21 protein-coding genes are annotated in these 22194 nt (G+C 43.8%); 17 read left to right on the top strand and 4 right to left on the bottom strand.

Translation table 11 applies throughout. The features are described 5' to 3' along the window. The first annotated feature begins 90 nt into the window (after window positions 1-90). Genes lolC through lolE form a run of 3 tightly spaced genes read left to right on the top strand, consistent with a single transcriptional unit; the run spans window position 91 to window position 3229 of the window. On the top strand, window positions 91-1299 hold the full coding sequence (gene lolC, locus M4S28_RS06460) for a lipoprotein-releasing ABC transporter permease subunit LolC (protein WP_032546254.1): 1209 nt from the start codon (window positions 91-93) through the stop codon (window positions 1297-1299). After that, the gene (lolD, locus tag M4S28_RS06465) at window positions 1292-1984 is read left to right on the top strand and encodes a lipoprotein-releasing ABC transporter ATP-binding protein LolD (protein ID WP_017083246.1); all 693 of its coding nucleotides are present in this window, start codon (window positions 1292-1294) and stop codon (window positions 1982-1984) included. Before lolC ends, lolD begins: the two co-directional genes overlap by 8 nt. Further along, window positions 1985-3229 (top strand): lipoprotein-releasing ABC transporter permease subunit LolE, encoded by a 1245-nt coding sequence (gene lolE / locus M4S28_RS06470; RefSeq protein ID WP_004736253.1) that lies wholly within the window; start codon window positions 1985-1987, stop codon window positions 3227-3229. Window positions 3230-3442: 213 nt separating this feature from the next. Here lolE and M4S28_RS06475 read toward each other — a convergent pair whose 3' ends face one another. Beyond that, window positions 3443-3955 carry a DUF2062 domain-containing protein gene (locus tag M4S28_RS06475; protein ID WP_017078948.1) on the bottom strand — a complete coding sequence of 171 codons (513 nt, stop codon included), beginning with the start codon at window positions 3953-3955 and terminating at the stop codon, window positions 3443-3445. 17 nt (window positions 3956-3972) lie between these two features. Between M4S28_RS06475 and M4S28_RS06480 the strand changes: the two genes are divergently transcribed. The 11 genes from M4S28_RS06480 (at window position 3973) to pyrF (ending at window position 15573) form a co-directional block, all read left to right on the top strand. Beyond that, a complete protein-coding gene (locus M4S28_RS06480; protein WP_249632536.1) occupies window positions 3973-6300 on the top strand; it encodes a DNA internalization-related competence protein ComEC/Rec2 in 2328 nt (775 codons plus the stop codon). A gap of 31 nt (window positions 6301-6331) precedes the next feature. Further along, window positions 6332-8080 carry a lipid A ABC transporter ATP-binding protein/permease MsbA gene (gene msbA, locus M4S28_RS06485; protein WP_249632537.1) on the top strand — a complete coding sequence of 583 codons (1749 nt, stop codon included), beginning with the start codon at window positions 6332-6334 and terminating at the stop codon, window positions 8078-8080. A gap of 14 nt (window positions 8081-8094) precedes the next feature. Continuing rightward, on the top strand, window positions 8095-9102 hold the full coding sequence (lpxK, locus tag M4S28_RS06490; RefSeq protein ID WP_249632538.1) for a tetraacyldisaccharide 4'-kinase: 1008 nt from the start codon (window positions 8095-8097) through the stop codon (window positions 9100-9102). Next, window positions 9083-9262, top strand: a complete 180-nt coding sequence (locus M4S28_RS06495) for a Trm112 family protein (RefSeq protein ID WP_004736429.1) — start codon at window positions 9083-9085, stop codon at window positions 9260-9262. Before lpxK ends, M4S28_RS06495 begins: the two co-directional genes overlap by 20 nt. Next, a complete protein-coding gene (gene kdsB, locus M4S28_RS06500) occupies window positions 9262-10008 on the top strand; it encodes a 3-deoxy-manno-octulosonate cytidylyltransferase (RefSeq protein WP_009847141.1) in 747 nt (248 codons plus the stop codon). The genes M4S28_RS06495 and kdsB overlap by 1 nt, the downstream gene beginning before the upstream one ends. A gap of 293 nt (window positions 10009-10301) precedes the next feature. Next, a complete protein-coding gene (cmk, locus tag M4S28_RS06505; protein ID WP_249632539.1) occupies window positions 10302-10982 on the top strand; it encodes a (d)CMP kinase in 681 nt (226 codons plus the stop codon). Between the two features lie 106 nt (window positions 10983-11088). After that, complete coding sequence (gene rpsA, locus M4S28_RS06510; RefSeq protein WP_017057038.1) at window positions 11089-12759, top strand: 30S ribosomal protein S1; 1671 nt, start codon at window positions 11089-11091, stop codon at window positions 12757-12759. Between the two features lie 121 nt (window positions 12760-12880). Then, the gene (ihfB, locus tag M4S28_RS06515) at window positions 12881-13165 is read left to right on the top strand and encodes an integration host factor subunit beta (protein WP_017073307.1); all 285 of its coding nucleotides are present in this window, start codon (window positions 12881-12883) and stop codon (window positions 13163-13165) included. 129 nt (window positions 13166-13294) lie between these two features. Beyond that, window positions 13295-13567 (top strand): LapA family protein, encoded by a 273-nt coding sequence (locus M4S28_RS06520; protein ID WP_004734544.1) that lies wholly within the window; start codon window positions 13295-13297, stop codon window positions 13565-13567. Between the two features lie 12 nt (window positions 13568-13579). After that, complete coding sequence (gene lapB / locus M4S28_RS06525) at window positions 13580-14755, top strand: lipopolysaccharide assembly protein LapB (RefSeq protein ID WP_114633217.1); 1176 nt, start codon at window positions 13580-13582, stop codon at window positions 14753-14755. Window positions 14756-14877: 122 nt separating this feature from the next. Then, window positions 14878-15573, top strand: coding sequence for an orotidine-5'-phosphate decarboxylase (pyrF, locus tag M4S28_RS06530; RefSeq protein ID WP_017078954.1), 696 nt, complete (start codon window positions 14878-14880; stop codon window positions 15571-15573). A gap of 130 nt (window positions 15574-15703) precedes the next feature. Here pyrF and miaE read toward each other — a convergent pair whose 3' ends face one another. Beyond that, window positions 15704-16498, bottom strand: coding sequence for a tRNA isopentenyl-2-thiomethyl-A-37 hydroxylase MiaE (miaE, locus tag M4S28_RS06535; protein WP_017080436.1), 795 nt, complete (start codon window positions 16496-16498; stop codon window positions 15704-15706). Between the two features lie 102 nt (window positions 16499-16600). Beyond that, window positions 16601-17365 (bottom strand): hypothetical protein, encoded by a 765-nt coding sequence (locus M4S28_RS06540; RefSeq protein ID WP_004734562.1) that lies wholly within the window; start codon window positions 17363-17365, stop codon window positions 16601-16603. Between the two features lie 322 nt (window positions 17366-17687). Here M4S28_RS06540 and cysB point away from each other — a divergent pair, with 322 nt between their 5' ends. Next, complete coding sequence (cysB, locus tag M4S28_RS06545) at window positions 17688-18662, top strand: HTH-type transcriptional regulator CysB (RefSeq protein ID WP_009848858.1); 975 nt, start codon at window positions 17688-17690, stop codon at window positions 18660-18662. Window positions 18663-19004: 342 nt separating this feature from the next. Then, window positions 19005-20201 (top strand): methyltransferase, encoded by a 1197-nt coding sequence (locus M4S28_RS06550; protein WP_249632540.1) that lies wholly within the window; start codon window positions 19005-19007, stop codon window positions 20199-20201. Window positions 20202-20418: 217 nt separating this feature from the next. Here M4S28_RS06550 and ald read toward each other — a convergent pair whose 3' ends face one another. Continuing rightward, window positions 20419-21543: an alanine dehydrogenase gene (gene ald, locus M4S28_RS06555; RefSeq protein WP_004734559.1), complete on the bottom strand. Its 1125-nt coding sequence runs from the start codon at window positions 21541-21543 to the stop codon at window positions 20419-20421. Window positions 21544-21699: 156 nt separating this feature from the next. On the opposite strand from ald, the gene lrp reads away from it, so the two are divergent. Beyond that, window positions 21700-22194, top strand: a complete 495-nt coding sequence (gene lrp, locus M4S28_RS06560) for a leucine-responsive transcriptional regulator Lrp (protein ID WP_004734558.1) — start codon at window positions 21700-21702, stop codon at window positions 22192-22194.

The following is a 22194-nucleotide window of genomic DNA, read 5'->3' on the forward strand; positions in this document are numbered from 1 at the left end:
GTTAATTCACTCTATATTTTCAATTAACCCCTACACAGTAACAGCAATACCCGTTACATTAACCCGCATCCCCTTTAGATGGTTCAAAGTATGTTTCATCCTATTTCGTTGTTTGTTGGCCTGCGCTATTTGAAAGGTCGTTCAGGTGATCGCTTTAGCCGTTTTGTTTCTTATATGTCGACGGCAGGTATCACCATTGGTGTGCTGTCTTTGGTTACTGTTTTATCGGTAATGAATGGATTCGAAGCGCAGTTAAAAGACCGAATTCTCGGTGTCCTTCCTCAAGCCGTCGTTTACGAGCAAGGAGGCACAACGTCACTGTCTGCTCAAGCGCCTAATTTTGCCGAGCAAATGTCGCTCAATGGTCACGTTGAACCTATTGTTCGCAGCGAAGCGGTAATTCAAAGTCCTGCTCAGTTATCAGCAGGTCTGTTGATCGGCATTGAACCTAATTCAGATGACCCTCTTCAGAACCACTTGATTGCGGGTAGATTGTCTTCACTTAAAGCGGGTCAGTATCAGCTATTTCTTGGCCATACCTTGGCAAGAAATTTGAAGGTATCTATGGGTGACAAAGTTCGCCTGATGGTGACCAGTGCCAGTCAATACACACCGCTCGGACGTATTCCTAGCCAGCGAAATTTCACGGTAGCCGGCATCTTCAATACAGGATCTGATATTGATGCTCAACTGATGGTGACAGATATTAAAGATGCTGGGCGTTTGATGCGCTATAAATCCGATACCATTTCAGGCTGGCGCTTGTTCTTTGAAGACCCGTTTGAAGTGGCGAAACTGTCTAATCAACCGTTACCTGAAGGTTGGTTGTGGAGTGATTGGCGAGACCAACGTGGTGAGTTATTCCAGGCCGTTCGAATGGAAAAAAATATGATGGGCTTAATGCTTGGGCTGATCATCGGTGTTGCTGCTTTCAATATTATTTCGGCACTTATCATGGTGGTGATGGAGAAGCAGTCTGAAGTGGCTATCCTTAAAACCCAAGGCATGACCGATGGTCAAGTTATGGGGATATTCATGGTTCAAGGCGCAAGTAGCGGCGTGATTGGTGCCCTATCAGGTGGCGTGTTAGGCGTTGCCCTAGCGATGAACCTTAATACTATTTTAGAGGCGATGGGCGTTGCTCTGTTTTCATTTGGTGGACAGTTGCCAATTTTAATTAACCCAATTCAAATCGCTGTTGTTGTGGTTCTGGCTATTGCACTTAGCTTGATTGCCACTGTATTCCCATCTTATCGTGCATCGTCTGTGAAACCTGCTGAGGCCCTTCGTTATGAGTAATTTTCTTCAATGTAATGATATCCGTAAAACGTACCGTGAAGGCTCGTTAGATACTGAGGTTCTCAAGGGAGTCAGCTTTGAAATCGAAAAGGGTGAGCTAGTCGCTATCATTGGTACCTCTGGTTCCGGTAAAAGTACGTTATTGCATATTTTAGGGGCATTGGATGATGCGTCTGACGGCAGTGTGAGCTTTCTCGGACAAGACTTAGCATCTTTGAGCTCAAATAAGCAGGCGAAGCTTCGCAACCAGCATCTTGGCTTTGTTTATCAATTCCATCATCTTCTTTCGGACTTTTCAGCGTTAGAAAACGTGGCAATGCCGCTGCTGATTGGTGGTGAAAAGCCAGCTAAAGCAAAAGAAGAGGCGCAACGTCTGTTGGATAAAGTTGGATTGAGTCATCGTGTTGACCACCGACCTTCAGAGCTTTCTGGTGGTGAGAGGCAGCGTGTGGCGATTGCTCGAGCTTTAGTGAATAAGCCGGCTTTGGTGTTGGCGGATGAGCCTACCGGCAACCTTGATCACAACACAGCACTTTCTATTTACGACTTAATGCGTGAACTAAACCGCGAGTACGACACGGCCTTTTTGGTAGTAACTCATGATGGTGAACTTGCAGGTAAGATGGATCGCCAGCTTCACATGCAAGATGGTTTATTGGTCAACGTAGAAAAAGAGGAGAGCTAAGTGTTTTCTTCTTTATCTCTATTGATAGGTGGCCGATTTAGCCGAGCGAAACAACGAGACAAAATGGTGTCGTTCATCTCTTTGTCTTCGACGATTGGTATTGCCGTTGGTGTGGCGGTGATCATTATCGGTTTGTCTGCAATGAATGGCTTTGAGCGAGAGCTTGAGTCGCGTGTACTTTCCGTTATTCCACATGGTGAATTCGAGGGTGTAAATGAACCTGTGACTCGCTGGGAGCACGTGATTGAGCAGTCGGTGAAAAATGATAAAGTTGTAGCTGCAGCACCCTATGTAAAAATTACCGCGCTTGCTGAAAAGGGCAAAGAACTCAAAGCAATTGAAGTTCGCGGTGTTGACCCACAACTTGAACAACAGGTATCAAGCCTATCGAAATTTATTGATAAACAAGCTTGGAGTGAGTTTAAAGCAGGGCAACAACAAATCATCTTAGGTTCTGGTGTGGCTAACGTGTTGGGGGCGAAAGTGGGTGACTATCTGACTTTGATGATTCCAACGGTTAACGGTTCTGTGAAAGTTCAGGCGCCAAAACGAGTTCGAGTGAAAGTGGTTGGCTTACTGACGCTTAATGGCCAGATCGACCACAGCTTGGCGCTAATCCCGATTGGCGATGCTCAAGCTTATGCAAACCTAGGCGAGGCAGTAACCGGAGTTTCTTTAAAAGTGACCGATGTGCTGAACGCGAACTCTATTGTGCGTGAAGTGGGTAATCAGCTTGATGTGTATGTGTATCTACGAAGCTGGCAACAGAAGTTTGGCTTCTTGTATCGAGATATTCAGTTGGTTCGCACCATTATGTATCTGGTGATGGTACTGGTTATTGGTGTTGCTTGTTTCAATATTGTCTCGACCTTAATGATGGCAGTCAAAGACAGAGCATCGGAGATCGCGATCTTAAGAACCATGGGCGCATCAGACGGCCTTGTTAAACGCATCTTTGTTTGGCAGGGCGTATTCTCGGGTGTGCTAGGCAGCTTAGTCGGGAGTGCGATAGGTGTCTTGGTGGCGCTTAATCTCACTACGCTTATCAAAGGGCTCGAAACGTTGGTCGATCACCAATTCTTGTCCGGTGATATCTATTTTGTCGACTTCTTGCCATCACAACTTGATATGACGGATGTTGTTGTGGTTTCCGGTACCGCGATTGTGTTGAGCTTACTGGCTACATGGTATCCAGCCTCACGAGCGGCTAAGCTAAACCCGGCCTCGGTGCTTAGCTCGAAGTAATACGCTAAGTAAACGTCACGTTGCGCGATAGACTAACGGCATAAACAAAAAAGGATCCCTGATGGGATCCTTTTTTATTGAATTCAATTCGTGTTATTTACGACTTTCGTTACATGTCAATCTTGCAGAGTTCAGTGGTTCATCTGACTTTAACTTATGTGCATTTTAAGAGAAGCGCATACAAGGATAGATTGAATAACAAGGAACGGTCGTTCAGTACCTTGCTTGTCGCTTCTTCCAGCTTCTTACTACTGAGTAACGCCATAACCCGCGAATACCAAAGTAGCCAACCATTGCAGATACCACACCACAAATCAGACAACCCAGCAAGAACGGAGGTCCTATGGTGCTCATTTGCGCCAAGATGAAATCCCAAGACAGTTCGAAATGAAAGGCTTGAGGCGGCACATGCATCACAAACGCGCCTACTTTATAAGCAAAGTAGAACAGCACTGGCATAGTCACAGGATTACTGATCCAAACCAATGCGACAGACAGTGGTAGGTTAACACCACATGCGACCGCAAGGCCTGCAGACATAATCATTTGACTTGGTAAAGGGACAAACGCCATGAATAACCCAACAGCGAACGCACCAGCCGCAGAGCGACGATTAAGGCACCATAAGTTGGGGTTGTACAAAACATTGCCAAAAACTTTCAATGCTTTCTGACGCTTGATTAGCTCATGGTCAGGCATAAATCGTTTGATAAACTTTCTTGGCATAGGAGGAAGCTACTCTCTTGTTTAACACTTGGTTCTTGATTTCATTTGCTGCGACAGTTGTGTCTGCCAGCTTCTGGCCTGTGATGCCACATTGGGTTTGGGCACCATTGATGCTGTTGTTACTGCTAGCATCAACAAAGTATAGCGTTTTCCGGAGTGCAAGAGGTCTAGCAACAGCATTGATACTAGTTATCTGCCTAGGGAATGCGATTGAAATACAAACGAGTCGCTTATTCCAATCAGGGCAGAATACTACCATAAATGCTTCGGTTGTTAGCCTTTTTAGTGAAAATAGCCACGGTTTTGAAAGCGTAATAGTAGCCAGATCAATTGGCGGCGAAAAATTAATCTTTCCCCAATTGATAAAATTACGTTTGTTTACTCCTTTTAAGTTGACGCTCGGGGATGATGTCTATTTATCAGTCTCAATAAAACCAGTGTGGGGTAAACTCAATGAAGCAGGCTTTGATCTAGAAAAGTATTTGTTTAGCACCGGTGTGGTTGCCAATGCAACTTACAGAGCCGATACCAAATATCGAATTCACACCAATACCAATATACGGTCTCATTGGTTTGAAAACCGTCTTGAAAGGTTAAGTGAGTTAGCAAATCAAGACCTCATTATGGCTTTGAGTTTTGGTTATCGAGACCTTATCCATCCGCAGCGTTGGGATTTGCTCAAAAGCAGTGGTTTGATTCACTTGATGGCTATCTCGGGGCTACATATTGGGATTGCCTTTGGTATCGGCTATCAGGTAGGAAAGATATTCAGGTTACTCTCACCTTCATTTCTTTGGTTTCCCACAATATTCGGGCTCGGCTTAGCCTATTTCTATAGTTGGTTTGCTGGATTCACGCTGCCAACCTTGAGAGCTTTAGTGATGTGTATTATCGCGAGCTATTTCTTGTGGCGTGGGCAAAATATCAGTGTGCTTCGGTATGTCGTCTTAAGCCTGTGCGTGGTTCTGCTGATTTGGCCGTTTTCAGCATTGTCGAGCAGCTTTTGGCTATCCTTTGGTGCGTTGGGTGCCGTTATTTATATTGCCTTGAATAGTAGGCCATCATCTTCAAACGCCACTCTTATCGAACGAGGGCTGCAGCTCATCAAGATTCAACTGATGCTGACATTTCTTATTGTTCCTTTTTCGATGCTGTTTTTCAAAGGGGTGAGTCTAGTCTCTGTTCTCTACAACTTGCTCCTTTTGCCTTGGGTATCAATGGTGACGATCCCGCTACTGTTTCTTGCGATGTTACTTAGCTTAATATTGGAGTCAGTGTCTGAGGTGATGAGTTTGACAGCGTTAAGCAATGGTTTTTCTGAACAGCTATGGATGTTGGTCGACTTGTCGCTTGATCCTCTCGTATTTAGCCTTCCTTTCTCTGAACGATTTTGGATTCAAGTTGATAATCACAGTATGGCGCTGTCTGTATTCCTCATCTTATTTTTCGGGTTCGTCAGTCGATATCTCAAACGAACACTATCAATATTGGTCATTGCAGTGTTTGTACTGTGGTGGGAATTCGGCAAGCAGCAAAACAAATTAACAATCGATATCTTGGATGTTGGGCATGGGTTGTCTTTAGTTTTGGAAAAGAACAATCAGGTCGTTGTTTACGATCTCGGCAACGTGTGGCAGGGAGGTTCGATTGTTGAATCCTTGTTGATTCCCACCCTGAATCAGAGAGGAGTTCATGAGGTGAAAGGTGTGATAGTGAGTCATTTCGATTCTGACCATGCTGGTGGCTATCCGGCGTTACTTGAAAACTACAATCCTAAGTGGATAAGAGCCAGTCAGAACATCAATCAACCAACAAAATCGACTGTTCAAGTTCAGTCGAATATCCAAACATGTACTTTTGGAGAGGCGTGGAACTGGCAGGGTCTAGAGTTTGAGGTTTTATGGCCACCTCAAAGAGTAAAGAGGGCGTACAACCCACATTCGTGTGTGGTCAGGATTTTTGAGCCCAATTCTGAGTTCTCGATGTTGCTCACTGGTGATATTGAACGGGTAAGTGAGTGGCTACTTGCTCGTGAAGGTCAGCGGCTCAAGAGCGACGTGATGCTTGTCCCGCATCATGGTAGTAATTCGTCGTCGATTAAGCCGTTTATTGAGGCAGTTTCACCTCAGTTAGCAATCGCTTCTTTGGCTAAAGGTAATCAGTGGGGAATGCCCAGCAAATCTGTGATTGAACGTTATCATGAAACGGGTAGTGCTTGGCTTGATACCGGAGAAAGCGGACAAATAACCATCACTATCAGTAAGGAAGGTTGGAAATATCATACGATTAGAGAACAACAAGGCAGGCAGTGGTATAGGCAGATGCTTCGTAAGGGAGTAGAATAGATAGATTATTGTGAGAAAATTAAGCGATTCTATGTCAACACAAACAGATGAAACTACCTGGGTCACATTTAAAAGACTTTGGACTTATATTCGACTGTATAAGGCCGGCCTTGGTGTTGCGGTTATTGCGCTTATTATAAATGCCGTCTCTGATACCTATATGATTTCTTTACTGAAGCCTCTGCTTGATGAAGGTTTTGGTAACGCTGAGTCAGACTTCCTACGTACACTTCCAATTATCATATTTGTTATGATGTTTGTTCGTGGCGTCAGTGGTTTTGTTTCAACCTATTGTCTCAGTTGGGTTTCTGGCAATGTGGTCATGGAAATTCGTCGTAAGATCTTTAGCCACTTTATGCACATGCCTGTTTCTTTCTTTGATAAAGAGCAGACGGGCGCACTGCTATCTCGAATTACTTACGATTCAGAACAAGTATCTGCTGCGACCAGTAAAGCTTTGGTGAGTATCGTACGTGAAGGTGCCAGCATCATTGGCTTGCTGACGCTGATGTTCTGGAATAGCTGGCAGTTGTCTTTAGTTCTATTTGCTGTCGCTCCTTTTGTTGCTTGGGCAATTAGTATTGTATCAAAGCGATTCAGAAAAATTTCTAAGAACATGCAAACCAGCATGGGACATGTTGCTTCTTCAGCAGAACAAATGCTGAAAGGTCATAAAGTGGTTCTAACTTACGGTGGTCAAGAGCTAGAAAGAGGCCGTTTTGATACCGTTAGCAACCAGATGCGCCAACAAAGCATGAAGCTGGTAACGGCTCAAGCTGCCGCTAACCCAATTATTCAGATGATTGCCTCTATTGCGATTGTTGTTGTTCTTTATCTCGCGAGTGTTGATTCAATTAAAGCTGAGCTAACAGCAGGTACGTTTACAGTTGTTTTCTCCGCGATGTTTGGCTTACTGCGCCCCCTTAAAGCTTTAACCAATGTAACGTCTGAATTCCAACGCGGTATGGCAGCGAGTACGACCCTATTTGGTTTGATGGATCTAGATACGGAACAAAATAAAGGTACGTTGAAGCCTGAAACCGTAGCGGGTGAAGTCGAAGTAAAAGATGTGACATTTACTTACCAAGGTGCTGAGAAACCAGCGCTTGATAAGGTCAGTTTTAATATACCGAAGGGCAAGACCGTTGCACTTGTCGGCCGATCAGGTTCGGGCAAGAGTACCATTGCGAACCTGTTTACTCGTTTTTATTATGTAGACTCAGGCTCTATCGAACTTGATGGCCACGACATTCGTGATTACGAATTGAGAAACCTACGTGAGCACTTTGCGCTTGTTTCTCAAAATGTACACCTGTTTAACGATACGGTAGCCAACAACATTGCTTACGCAGCAGAAGCTAAATATTCTCGCGAACAAATCGAACACGCCGCTAAGCTTGCTCATGCTACTGAATTTATCGAAGGCATGGAAAACGGCATTGATACGATTGTTGGTGAGAATGGGGCAAGCCTATCTGGCGGCCAAAGACAACGTATCGCTATTGCAAGAGCGTTGTTAAGAGAGGCTCCAGTATTGATTCTTGATGAAGCTACATCGGCTTTGGATACTGAATCAGAGAGAGCGATCCAATCTGCGTTAGAAGAGCTGCAAAAGGACAAGACAGTATTGGTTATCGCACACCGACTCTCTACTATTGAACAAGCCGATGAGATCTTAGTGGTTGATGATGGTCGTATTGTAGAAAGAGGTGCACACGCGGAGCTAATTGCGCATGATGGCGCTTATGCGCAACTACACCGAATTCAGTTTAGCGGATAAGATTAGGTCTTGTTGTGATCGAAAAGATTTGGTTTAACAATCACCCGTTAAAATACATTCTCTGGCCGTTATTATGGCCATTGAGTCTGCTTTTCAAAATGATCAGCGGTCAACGACGTGACGCCTATCTATCCGGTAAAAAAGAGACCTACCGTCCGCCCTTACCAGTAATTGTTGTTGGTAATATTACCGCTGGTGGCAATGGTAAAACACCGGTTGTGATTTGGTTAGTTGAGGTGCTTCAAGCTAACGGCTTTAAACCTGGAGTGGTTTCTCGAGGTTATGGGGCAAAAGCGCCAAGCTACCCGTTAGTATTGGATGAGAACACGCCTGCTGAACACTCTGGCGATGAACCTCGTTTAATTCGAAAGCGAACGGGTGCACCTGTCGCAGTCGATCCTGTGCGTGCAAACGCGGTGAAAGCTTTATTGAACGAAGGTGTTAATGTCATTATCACTGATGACGGCCTTCAGCATTATGCACTTAAACGCGATATTGAGTTTGCGGTTATCGATGGTGCGAGACGCTTTGGTAGTGAATGCCTCATTCCTTTGGGTCCATTAAGAGAGCCAGTATCTCGTTTAGATGACGTAGACTTTTTGGTTAACAATGGCGGTGAAGTGCAGGGGCGGGAATTCTCTATGTCTTTGCGACCAAGCCAAGCCGTTAACCTAAAGACTGGTCAGAAAATATCGGTAGCAGAACTACAGAAGTTGGTGGCTTTTGCTGGTATTGGTCATCCGCCACGCTTTTTTAAAACATTGGAAGATCTTGATGGTGATGTGGTTTTCACACAGGGCTTCGCCGACCATCAAGATTTCGATAAAGATGAACTTTATGCCTTAGCAAAGAAAGGCATGAATATGATTATGACAGAAAAAGACGCTGTAAAATGCGAAGAATATGCTCAAGACAACTGGTGGTATCTTCCAGTATCTGCGCAGTTTGATGAAGATTCGCAACAGCAAATTTTAAAAAGAATAAAAGAGGTTATGGAATACTATGGATCACCGTCTACTTGAGATCGTTGCTTGCCCTGTATGTAAAGGTAAACTAACTTTTGACAAGGATAAGCAAGAGCTTGTTTGTAAAATTGATCGCCTTGCTTACCCAATTAAAGAGGGTATTCCTGTTCTTTTAGAACCTGAAGCTCGCACCGTTTCAATGGATGAGGGTAAGTAATGTCTTATACGGTTGTTATACCTGCGAGATACCAATCGAGCCGTTTACCTGGGAAGCCGCTTGCTGATATTGGTGGAAAGCCGATGATTCAATGGGTATACGAACAGTCAATGAAAGCGGGTGCCGATAACGTTATTATCGCTACCGACGACGCTCGAGTTGAAAAAGCGGCTAAAGCATTTGGCGCGACCGTTTGTATGACATCACCGAATCATGAGTCAGGTACTGAACGCCTAGCTGAAGTGATTGAAGTTATGAAGATTCCTGATGATCATATTATCGTGAATGTTCAAGGTGATGAGCCACTTATTCCACCTGCGATCATTAATCAGGTTGCTAACAATCTTGCGAACAGTACAGCTCCGATGGCAACATTGGGTGTGGAAATTACTCATGCTGATGAAGTGTTTAATCCTAACGCCGTAAAAGTTGTGACGGACAAAGATGGGTATGCCCTGTACTTTAGCCGAGCTACTATTCCTTGGGATCGCGATGCTTACGCGAACAATGGTACAGCCGCGGAATCGCCTTTGCTGCGTCACATTGGCATCTACGCTTACCGTGCGGGTTTTATCAATACCTATATCAATTGGGAACCAAGTACACTTGAGCGTATTGAGTGCTTAGAGCAACTACGAGTGCTGTGGTACGGAGAGAAAATCCATGTAGACGTTGCGGCTGAAGCACCTGCTGCGGGTGTTGATACGCCTGAAGACCTAGAAGCGGTTAGAGCTATTATTGGCTAAGCTTCTTTGAGCTACTTCTTCTTCTTTGCTCTACAAAATGCAAATTCATGAGCCTTGCTAGTTGCGAGGCTTTTTTATCTATCGAAAAGTGCGCTATCGAAAAGCGCGTGTGTGTCTTATTGACCTAAGCAAACGGATATTGGGCTGGTTGCATGGGTTTATGCATCATCAACTCGGAATTATCTGAGATTTACCTCGCTCGACTTCCAATTTTTCTCTATAATATGCCGCCTATAAAGTAGTGGCGAATCGCTAGTACAGAATAAAACTTACGACAAAACGTGGAGTAAAAGATGCCTTCTCAAAGCCCAGTGATTACGGTTGATGGACCAAGTGGTGCAGGTAAAGGTACCCTGTGTATGTTGCTAGCAGATAAGCTAGGCTTTCATCTTCTAGACTCAGGCGCGATCTATCGCGTATTGGCTTTAGCGGCAATTCACCATGGTGTGGATACTGAATCAGAAGATGCTTTAGTACCGCTTGCGACACACTTAGACGTGCAGTTTATTGCTGAAGGCGACTTAGTTAAGGTTATCCTAGAAGGTGAAGATGTGTCTGGTGAACTTCGCAAAGAAGAAACTGGCATGGCAGCTTCAAAAGTAGCAGCTTTACCTCGCGTTCGTGAAGCACTGCTTCGTCGTCAACGTGCTTTTAGCGCTGCTCCTGGTTTAGTTGCAGACGGTCGTGACATGGGAACCGTTGTATTTGTTGAAGCTGAAGCGAAAATATTTTTAGATGCAAGTGCTGAAGAGCGTGCGAGTCGCCGCCTTAAACAGTTGCAAGAGAAGGGGTTAGATGTTAAATTTGACGACCTTTTGAGCGAGATCCAAGAGCGAGACGACCGAGATCGTAATCGCCCAGTGGCGCCACTTCGCCCTGCAGAGGATGCTCTAGTGCTTGATTCCACCTCAATGAATATTGAGCAGGTAGTAGAAAAAGCACTACACTATATTGAATCGAAACTGGCTGGGTAATTTCGCCGAGCTAGTACGAACGTTGGTCGCAAGGATGATGACCGGCGAATTTATCAACCCCATGCGGTAGGATACCCATGGACGTTTAATTATTGAAGATTAAATAATGACTGAATCTTTTGCTCAACTCTTTGAAGAGTTTCTATCTGAAACTGAATTCCAACAAGGCAGCATCGTTAAAGGTACTGTAGTAGCTATCGAGAACGGTTTCGTTCTTGTAGATGCTGGTCTTAAGTCTGAATCTGCTATCCCTGCTGAACAATTCAAGAACGCTGCTGGCGAACTTGAAGTTGAAGTTGGTGCTGAAGTAGACGTAGCTCTAGACGCTGTTGAAGATGGTTTCGGTGAGACTCAACTTTCTCGTGAGAAAGCTAAGCGTCATGAAGCTTGGATCGTACTTGAGAAAGCTTGTGAAGAAGCTGAAACTGTTGTTGGTATCATCAACGGTAAAGTTAAAGGCGGTTTCACTGTTGAACTTAACGGTATCCGTGCTTTCCTTCCTGGTTCTCTAGTAGACGTACGTCCTATCCGTGACACTGCTCACCTAGAAAACAAAGAGCTAGAGTTCAAAGTAATCAAGCTAGACCAGAAGCGTAACAACGTTGTTGTTTCTCGTCGTGCTGTTATCGAATCTGAAAACAGTGTTGAGCGTGACGAACTTCTTGAAACTCTACAAGAAGGTACTGAAGTTAAAGGTATCGTTAAGAACCTTACTGACTACGGTGCATTCGTTGATCTTGGCGGTGTTGACGGTCTTCTACATATCACAGATATGGCTTGGAAGCGTGTTAAGCACCCATCAGAGATCGTTAACGTTGGTGACGAAATCCTAGTTAAAGTTCTTAAGTTCGATCGTGAGCGCACTCGTGTTTCACTAGGTCTTAAGCAACTTGGCGAAGATCCATGGGTAGCAATCGCTAAGCGTTACCCAGAAGGTCACAAACTTTCTGGTCGTGTTACGAACCTAACTGACTACGGCTGCTTCGTTGAAATCGAAGAAGGCGTTGAAGGTCTAGTACACGTTTCTGAAATGGATTGGACTAACAAGAACATCCACCCTTCTAAAGTTGTTAATGTTGGCGACGAAGTTGAGGTTATGGTTCTTGATATCGACGAAGAACGTCGTCGTATCTCTCTAGGTCTGAAACAGTGTAAAGCTAACCCATGGCAGTCATTTGCAGAAATGCAAGCTAAGGGCGACAAAGTTACTGGTAAGATCAAGTCTATCACTGACTTTGGTATCTTCATCGGTCTAGAAGGCGGTATCGACGGTCTTGTACACCTATCTGACATTTCTTGGAACGCTGCCGGCGAAGAAGCTGTACGTGAATACAAGAAAGGCGACGAAATCTCTGCTGTTGTTCTAGCAGTAGATGCAGAGCGTGAGCGTATTTCTCTTGGCGTTAAGCAAATGGAAAACGACCCGTTCAACGCATACGTTGCTGACAACAAGAAAGGTGTTCTTGTAAACGGTACTGTAACTGCAGTTGACGCGAAAGGCGCTACTATCGAGCTAATCGAAGGCGTTGAGGGTTACCTACGTGCTTCTGAAGTTTCTCGTGACCGTATCGAAGATGCATCTCTAATCCTAAGCGTTGGCGACAGCGTTGAAGCGAAGTTCACTGGTGTAGACCGTAAGAACCGCGTAATCAACCTATCTATCAAAGCTAAAGATGAAGCTGATGAGCAAGAAGCAATGGCTTCACTGAACAAGTCTGATGAAGGCGCGTTCGGTAACGCAATGGCAGACGCATTCAAAGCTGCTAAAGGCGAATAATAGCTTCTCATTAAGAGAATTATAGCTATATAGCCAAGAAAGGAGCCGCAAGGCTCCTTTTTTTTTGCTTATTTTTCCGATAGGTCTATAATTTCTAAAAAGAAAACCAACGAGGGTAACTATGACTAAGTCTGAATTGATTGAAAGACTGTGCGCTGAGCAAACGCACCTTTCTGCAAAAGAAATTGAAGACGCTGTAAAAGACATTTTAGAGCACATGGCTTCAACACTAGAAAGTGGTGATCGAATCGAAATTCGCGGTTTTGGCAGTTTTTCTCTGCATTTCCGTGAACCTCGTGTTGGACGTAATCCTAAAACTGGTGACAAGGTTGAGTTGGAAGGCAAATACGTTCCTCACTTTAAACCAGGTAAAGAGCTACGCGAACGAGTAAACTCAGGACTGTAGACTACTTATCGGAATTAAGAAAAGCGGCATACTATAATGTATGCCGCTTTTTTATGACCATAATATGGTGGTCTGATTAGTAATTTTCCTGCATAATCGTACAGCTAACTAACCAATGAGTGATGAACTATGAAAATTATAAAAATAGTCGCCGTTATCGCACTTTTCCTAATTGCACTGGCTTTAGGCTCTCAAAACCAAACAAGTGTGAATTTCAACTATCTGCTAGCGCAAGGTGATTTTCACCTATCAAGCTTGTTAGGTGTTGTCTTTGTTTCAGGTTTTGGTCTTGCTTGGTTAGTCTTCGGCAATATGCACATGCGATCTCAACTGCGAATTCATCGTTTGAAGAAACAACTCAATAAGCAATCAAAGCAGGTAGCTGCTGATACCAAAGCTTAAAGGTCTTATTTGATGTTAGAGTTACTGTTCTTGCTCTTACCTATTGCCGCCGCTTACGGTTGGTATATGGGTAATCGTAATGCTCAGCAAGAAAAACAGAAACAATCACACCAGATTTCCCGTCAATACGTGACGGGTTTGAACCTATTACTGTCAGATCAGTCTGACAAAGCGGTTGATCACTTCATTGAACTCCTTCAAGTCGACAATGAAACCATCGATACTCACTTAGCTTTGGGCAACTTGTTCCGCTCTAGAGGTGAAGTCGACCGTGCTATTCGTATCCACCAAAACCTTATCTCCCGTTCGGGGCTTACTCTCGATCAGAAAAACCTCGCACTACAACAATTAGCTAAAGATTATATGGTCTCTGGCTTTCTTGATCGCGCCGAAAAAATCTTTGAACAGCTTGTAGAAGAACCAGATCACAAAGAGGGTGCTCTACAGCAGTTGGTTGCTATTTATCAGCAAACTCGAGAGTGGAACAAGGCTATTCATTACGGAAATATCCTAGTTAAGCTCGGTAAGAAGAAAATGAAGATGCGCGCGACCGTTGCACATTTCTGGTGTGAACTTGCGATGCAAGAGCAAGCCGATGGTAATCGCTCTAAAGCGCTTCAGAATTTCAAAAAGGCACTTTCTGAAGACCCTAAATGTGTTCGTGCTAGCATTGCTCTAGGCAAGTTCCACTTAGCGAACGAAGACTACCAAAAGACAATCGATTGTTTGGAGTCGGTACTCGAGCAAGATATCGACTTTATTAGTGAGGTGTTGCCAACCCTTGCTGAGTGTTACCACAAGCTTGGGCAAGAGGCTCAATTGGTCGAGTTCCTTAAAGCTTGTATTCAGAATAAAGCTGGTGTATCCGCTGAACTGATGCTCGCTCAATTGGTTGCTCACCATGAAGATGTTGGTTCTGCTCAAGAGCTACTAACAAAGCAGCTAGTCAAAAATCCAACCATGAAGGGTTTTTATCGATTAATCGATTATCACCTAGCGGAAGCAGAAGAAGGTCGTGCGAAAGACAGCTTAACCACACTTCAATCTATGGTTGGTGAACAACTTAAGGTTAAGCCTCATTATCGTTGTCGTCAGTGTGGTTTCTCAACACACTCAATGTATTGGCACTGCCCTTCATGTAAGGGGTGGGGAACGATCAAGCCTATTCGTGGGCTTGATGGTGAATAGATTTGTGGTCATTTTAAGACCAAATTATTAATTGCAGCTTTCGGGCTGCATTTTTATGACTGTTATTTATGGCCTGATTGGTATAAATATTTTGTAGAAAGTTAACTGCGTTAGGAGATGAAATGAACGACCAAAAAATCATTGTAGCATTGGATTATGATAACCAAGCGGATGCGTTAGCCTTTGTTGATCGTATTGACCCTGCATCCTGCCGTCTAAAAGTGGGCAAAGAGATGTTTACCTTGTTTGGTCCTGAATTTGTTCGTGAATTGCATAAACGTGGTTTCTCAGTATTTTTGGATCTTAAATTCCACGACATCCCGAACACATGTTCAAAAGCTGTGCGAGCTGCCGCGGAACTAGGCGTTTGGATGGTGAACGTACATGCAAGTGGTGGTGAGCGCATGATGACGGCGTCTCGCGAAATTTTGGAACCGTATGGTAAAGATCGTCCGTTGCTGATTGGCGTGACAGTACTGACAAGTATGGAGCAATCTGACTTGGCGGGTATTGGTTTGGATCTTGAGCCACAGCAGCAGGTGATGCGCTTGGCATCTCTGACTAAAAACTCAGGCTTAGACGGCGTTGTATGTTCGGCACAAGAGGCTTCTTTGCTTAAAGGTGCACTTGGCCAAGAATTCAAGCTAGTAACTCCTGGTATTCGTCCTGTAGGTGCTGATGTTGGTGATCAGAAGAGAATCATGACGCCTTCTAAAGCGATTGAGTCAGGTTCTGACTACCTTGTTATCGGTCGCCCTATCACTCAAGCGATAGACCCTGCCGCTGTACTTGCAGAGATCAACGGTACGCTAGCTTAAGTTTGCATCAGAAAGCTATTCGGATAAGAAGGAAGGCCAGCAAATTGCTGGCCTTCTTATTTGTGTACGAGGCCTTTTCATTTGTGTACGAGGCATTGAATTGGTCTGGACTTGAGTTATCTTGCCTAGTCTAAACCGGAGCGCCGCTATGGAACTTAAAATCGCTGTCTTCTGAAGTGATAAGATCCGCTTCTACTTGCGCGAAATGAGCAATACGTTCTGAGATATCTTTTCCTGCGATTTGCTCTGCTAACTCAAGGTAATCTTGGTAATGACGAGCCTCTGAGCGAAGCAGAGATACGTAAAACTTCTCCATATCTTCTTCCAAGAATGGAGCTAATTTAGCGAAACGCTCACAAGAGCGAGCTTCGATAAAAGCACCGATGATGAGCTTATCAACTAGAGCATCGGGTTCGTAAGTTTTGACTTGCTTGATTAAACCCTTAGCGTAGCGACCCGCTTCAATCGGTTGGTAAGTGACGCCTTTCTTTACCATCAATTCCATGACTTGGTAGAAATGATGCAGCTCTTCTTTGATCAGCAATACCATTTTATCGATCAGGTCAGCGCCGTAATTGCAGCCTTCTTTCGCTGTAATTTGCTTTGATACGTTGCTTTTACCACGCAGAGACTCTAAGTCCCCGATACGACGGTAAGCAAATTGCTCGTAGGGCAAAATCCATTCATTCAGTTGCTTTGCGCTTTCTTTATCAACTGCGTACTTGCGGATAAGGAACAAAGCACTCTGTGCCGCCTTAAGCTCACAAAGCATGTGATCGCGTAGAATGATGTGAAGGTTTTCAGGCTTTTTGGCTTCATCGATCCATGAATCTGGCGTTTCAGCTTTAAGAAAAGAGTGGATTGGAGCTAATAATTCTTGATACATGGTCAGGGCAAGTTTGTTGATAATGCGGGATTTTATCACAGCTCAAGAGATCTCCCTATACAGAGAAAGGAAATTCAACAGCTACAAAAAAGGCCGCTAATTTAATGTAAATAAGCGGCCTTTAAGTATTGCGTTATACAGTTACCATTTCTTTTTCTGACCGAAGAGGGCGTCCATGTCTTCGTCACGCTCTTTAGATTCAATCTGTTGTAAATCTTGCGCGTTTTTATCTTGGCGCTTCTGATCAAGATCGTTAAGCATCTGCTGAAGCTTTTCTTTCGCTTGAGTAGAGTATGAATCGTTCTTAGTTGCTAATGCGTCGATACCTTTACGCAGTAACTGAATTGCTGTGCCTGGCTGTCCGCGAGAAATCGAGTCGTTTGCACGCTTGATAACATTTTCGATGTTGATGCGAATTTGAATCGTCTCTAAACGAGCGTTTTCAACCACATAAGCTTGAGTCTCGAAGCGGCCTTTATTGTGCTCGTTACGGACCGTATCACGTAGGCGCTTAACTAGCTTCAGCATCATGATCGCTTGTTTGTCACTGCTTGGAACGCGGAAGGTAGTACTTTCACCACCTTGGTAGTTCTCTTTAAGCTGAGTGATTTGTTGTTTTACGCTTTCAATACGTTGGGCAAGCTGCTTGTTTTTGGGATCGAGCTGATACATGTTTTCTAACGCATCAAGAATTCGATTGTTTAAGCATATAAGAAGATCTTGGCTAAACGGCATGTGATGAGCATTGCCAATCAACTCTTCTGTTCCGTCAATAATGGTTAGATAACGAGAAGCTTCCTGTTTCTTCGCTGTTTCTACCTTAACTTTGTATTGAAGCATGATGTTGTAGCCTAAAACCAACACCAAAAGAACGGCGACTAAGGCGATTATTAAACCAATATTCATATATTTGTGTCTGCTTGTTGTTTTCTATAGCTAACTTGAGAGGATACACGATTCCATTGTGTATCGGCACTCGTAAATTGCAATTTCTGATTATCTCTTGTTGAGCACAATCGGCAATCAAAACTTACCAACTAATGTATGAGAATGAGGTGTGGGTTGCAAAGCGTTAGTGATGTTTTTGTTTGTTAAGCTAGAAAAACTCATTATTTCTGTCATTTTGGTTCTCGAAGCGTTATAACTATTAATTATATTACACGAGACTATAAAGCTCTATTTGCAAATAAGTTAGCGCAGAAATGAGTAAAGGATTACGAGGTTAGATATGAAGTTACAGCAACTGAAGTACATTGTTGAGGTTCTAAACCATAACCTAAATGTTTCAGCGACAGCAGAGAGTTTGTATACATCTCAGCCCGGCATTAGTAAGCAAGTTAGGTTACTTGAAGACGAGCTAGGCATTCAGATTTTTGAACGTAGCGGTAAGCATTTAACCCAGGTTACACAAGCCGGTGAGGATATTATACGTATCTCTCAAGAGATTTTAGCACGTGTAGAGAGTATTAAAGCAGTAGCGGGTGAGCATACTCATCCTGAGATGGGCACATTGAATATTTCAACCACTCATACTCAAGCTCGTTATGCGCTCCCTGATGTGATTAAAGGTTTCACGGCACGTTATCCAAAAGTGTCGCTTCACATGCACCAAGGTACACCAAGCCAGATGTCAGAAGCGGTCGCTAAAGGGACTGCGAACTTTGCGATTGCAACGGAAGCGCTGCACCTATATCAAGATGCAATTATGCTGCCTTGTTATCATTGGAACCGTTCGATAGTGGTAACGAAAGATCACCCTCTTGCACAGAAACGAAATATCTCGATTGAAGATCTTGCTGCTTATTCCCTCGTGACTTATGTATTTGGTTTTACTGGCCGTTCCGAGCTTGATACTGCATTCAACAAAGTAGGATTAACACCTCGAGTTGTATTTACCGCAACGGATGCAGACGTAATCAAAACTTATGTTCGTATGGGGATCGGAGTTGGTGTAATCGCAAGTATGGCGATTGACCACGAGCAGGATACAGATTTGGTTGCTATTGATGCGAGTCACCTATTTGGTGCTAGCACCACAAGCATTGGCTTTAGAAAAGGCACTTTCCTGCGTTCTTACATGTTTGATTTTATGGAGCGTTTTGCTCCGCACTTAACTCGTCCTGTGGTTGAACAAGCTATTTCTTTGAAATCGAATGAAGAAATCGAAGAGATGTTTAAAGACATCGACCTGCCTGTTCGCTAAGGGGCACAGTCTTTAATTCGATTCCTATTCGGCCTGTTTACAGGCCGTTTTCATTTGAACTCGGTTTTGGTTTATACCAATCGTAGTAAATAACTGGTCACCCTAGCTTGTTAAAACGCTCGATAACGTTGTTAGAACTTTTGATTGCAGAATAAGTACTTATCGAAACGACTTGCCGAACAGAGCTGCCTTGTTCTCAAGCCTTTACCTGCGCTACTTCTGTTCACTGACTTTCCGTGATTGGTATTACTTACTGATAGCCTGTCCCTATAGCCTCGATTTGTATCCTTCCTTTCCATTTCGGCCTCTTACCCCTACAATCCTCGCACCATAGGGGGAAGCATGCATTCACGATTTACAATACTCGACTCATTCTTGTTAGAGCACCAAGTCTATTGGCGTTCGGAGCCTTTTCATCTATGCCAAACTCACCATCAACCATGGAAAGATGTGAATCGCCCACTTGTCGATTGGTTAGAAAGTTTGAGTATTGAGCGCATTCAAACGTTAAAAGAGCAGCCTCAGCTTTTGGTCGAGGAACTGACTCGCTTCCTCCCTCGATTAGATGCTGCTAACCAAAATATCCAGTTTGATAATACGGCTTTGGTTGGATTAGACCTCCCACGTGGTACTGCTGATGGTATTCCCGGCAGAAAGCTGCAACAAATCGTGGCGATGGGAGAGGCTGCACTTGAACACCATCATGGTAAAGAGTGGCTAGAGTGGTGTTCTGGCAAAGGTTTTCTGGGCCGAATTTTATCTCAACAATCAGATCAAAAGGTCACTAGCTTTGAATGGCAACAATCGTTATGTGAAAGCGGACAAAAGGTAGCAGACGACCAGAAATTAGAAATGCACTTTGTCCAAGGTGACGCGTTTTCAGAGGAAGCAGATGGCGTATTTAACTCTGATCAACATGCTGTTGCGCTCCATGCTTGTGGTGATCTGCATGTTGAACTGGTGAAAAAGTCTGTTTCACATGGGCTATCGGCGGTAACAATTTCACCTTGTTGCTATCACCTTATTCGAGGCGATGTGTATCAAGCTATGTCTACCGTGGCCAAAGGTTCAGCACTAACGTTGAGCAAAAGCGACTTAAGAATCCCGCTTCAAGAAACCGTCACTGGTGGTGAAAGAGTAAAGAGACATCGCCAACTAGAGATGAGTTATCGTTTGGGCTTCAGCAAACTGCTCAAAGCTGAACGTCATATCGACGAATACATTCCAGTGCCAAGCATTAAAAAGTCAGAGTTATCTAAGGGTTTTGAATCATTCTGCCGCTGGGCATCTGAAGTTAAAAAAGTATCGCTTGGTTCAGACGTCGATTTTGATTTCTACTTAGCCCAAGGCGAGGCGCTTTTCTGGGAAATGGAGAAGTTGAGCTTAGTACAACAAGTCTTTAGACGACCATTGGAGATATGGTTGGCCTTAGATCGTGCCATCTATCTGCAAGAACAAGGTTATGAAGCTTCGATTGAAGAGTTCTGTGAACGCAGTATTACGCCAAGAAACCTATTGATTCATGGGGTTAAAGTCTAGCGTTATCAGTAAACAGAACTGTTGCGTGTTTTACGAGCTAAACTCATCAACGCAAAACAAAGTCATAAATGAAAAATGAAGCTATAAATACAAGACAAAGCTATAAATGTAAAAAAGCCAGCGCGACATAATGTCGTACTGGCTTTTTGTTTAATGTGTATGAGTTAACTGAACGCTTCAACGAGAAGATTATTGCGCTCAGCTAGTCATTACATCATTAGTTAAACATTGCGATTGCTTCAGCTGGGTCTACATATTCTAGGTCAAAGCTTTCTGCAACTTCTTTACAAGTCACTTTACCGTGGATTACATTTAGACCTTCTAGGAAACCTTCATCAGATAGAAGTGCTTCGCGGTAGCCTTTGTTCGCTAGCTTAACAATGTAAGGAAGTGTTGCATTGTTTAGTGCGTAAGTAGAAGTACGAGCAACGGCACCTGGCATGTTAGCAACACAGTAGTGAACTACGTCATCAACGATGTAAGTTGGATCAGCGTGAGTCGTTGCATGTGAAGTTTCAAAACAACCACCTTGGTCGATTGCAACGTCAACAACAGCTGAACCTGGCTTCATCTTAGCGATGTGATCTTTTGTAACCAATTTAGGCGCTGCTGCACCTGGGATCAGTACTGCACCAATCACTAGGTCTGCTTCTAGAACATGCTTCTCGATAGCGTCTTCAGTAGAATAAACCACTTTTGCGCGACCTTGGAATTCTTCATCAAGACGACGAAGCGTATCTACGTTGCGATCAAGAATGGTTACGTCTGCGCGAAGGCCAACAGCCATACGTGCTGCGTTTGCACCCACAACACCGCCGCCAACAACAACAACTTTCGCTGGTTCAACACCAGGAACGCCGCCAAGAAGAAGACCACAACCACCGTTAGATTTTTCTAGTGTTTGTGCACCTGCTTGAATAGACATGCGACCAGCGACTTCAGACATTGGTGCTAATAGTGGCAAGCGACCCATATTATCTGTTACAGTCTCATAGGCTACGCAGACAGCTTTGCTCTTGATTAGCTCTTCCGTTTGTGGAAAATCTGGTGCAAGGTGTAAATAGGTAAATAATATTTGCCCTTCACGAAGCATAGCTCGCTCGACAGCTTGAGGTTCTTTAACCTTTACAATCATCTCTGCTTTCGCGAAAACGTCAGCAGCAGTAGGAAGAATGGATGCGCCTACAGCGATGTAATCATCGTCTGAAAAACCGATACCAGTACCGGCATTGGTTTCAACAAAAACTTGGTGGCTATGTGAGATTAGTTCTCTCACGCTAGCTGGGGTCATACCAACGCGGTATTCGTGGTTCTTGATTTCCTTCGGTACGCCAATGATCATCCTGACTCCTCATTATATTATGGTTGTTTTATCTATGTGTAGGGTAATTCTGTCGAATTAATATCTAGTATAGATAGGTTCAGATAGAATTTGATACCGAATATTAAAAAGTTGTAGTATATTTTTTTGCAAGGAAGTAATAAGGTGGAATAAAAAATGGCAGACAATTATAAGAAGCCGTCCAAGGAACTAGATCGTATTGACCGCAACATTCTTAATGAGTTGCAAAAAGACGGTCGTATCTCAAACGTTGAACTTTCAAAACGAGTAGGACTTTCTCCAACTCCATGTCTTGAGCGTGTTCGTCGTTTAGAACGTCAAGGTTACATTACTGGGTACACAGCGTTGCTGAACCCACAGTATCTTGATGCTTCACTTTTAGTGTTTGTTGAAATTACGTTGAACCGTGGTGCTCCAGATGTGTTCGAACAATTCAACACCGCTGTGCAGAAACTGGATGACATCCAAGAGTGTCATTTAGTGTCGGGTGATTTTGACTATCTTCTAAAAACACGTGTATCGGATATGGGTGCTTACCGTAAGCTACTGGGTGATACGTTACTTCGTCTACCGGGCGTAAACGACACTCGAACTTACGTTGTAATGGAAGAAGTGAAACAAACCAATCAACTTGTGATTAAAACTCGTTAG

The sequence above is a fragment of the Vibrio sp. J383 genome (assembly GCF_023503985.1).
GTDB classification, from domain to species: domain Bacteria; phylum Pseudomonadota; class Gammaproteobacteria; order Enterobacterales; family Vibrionaceae; genus Vibrio; species Vibrio splendidus.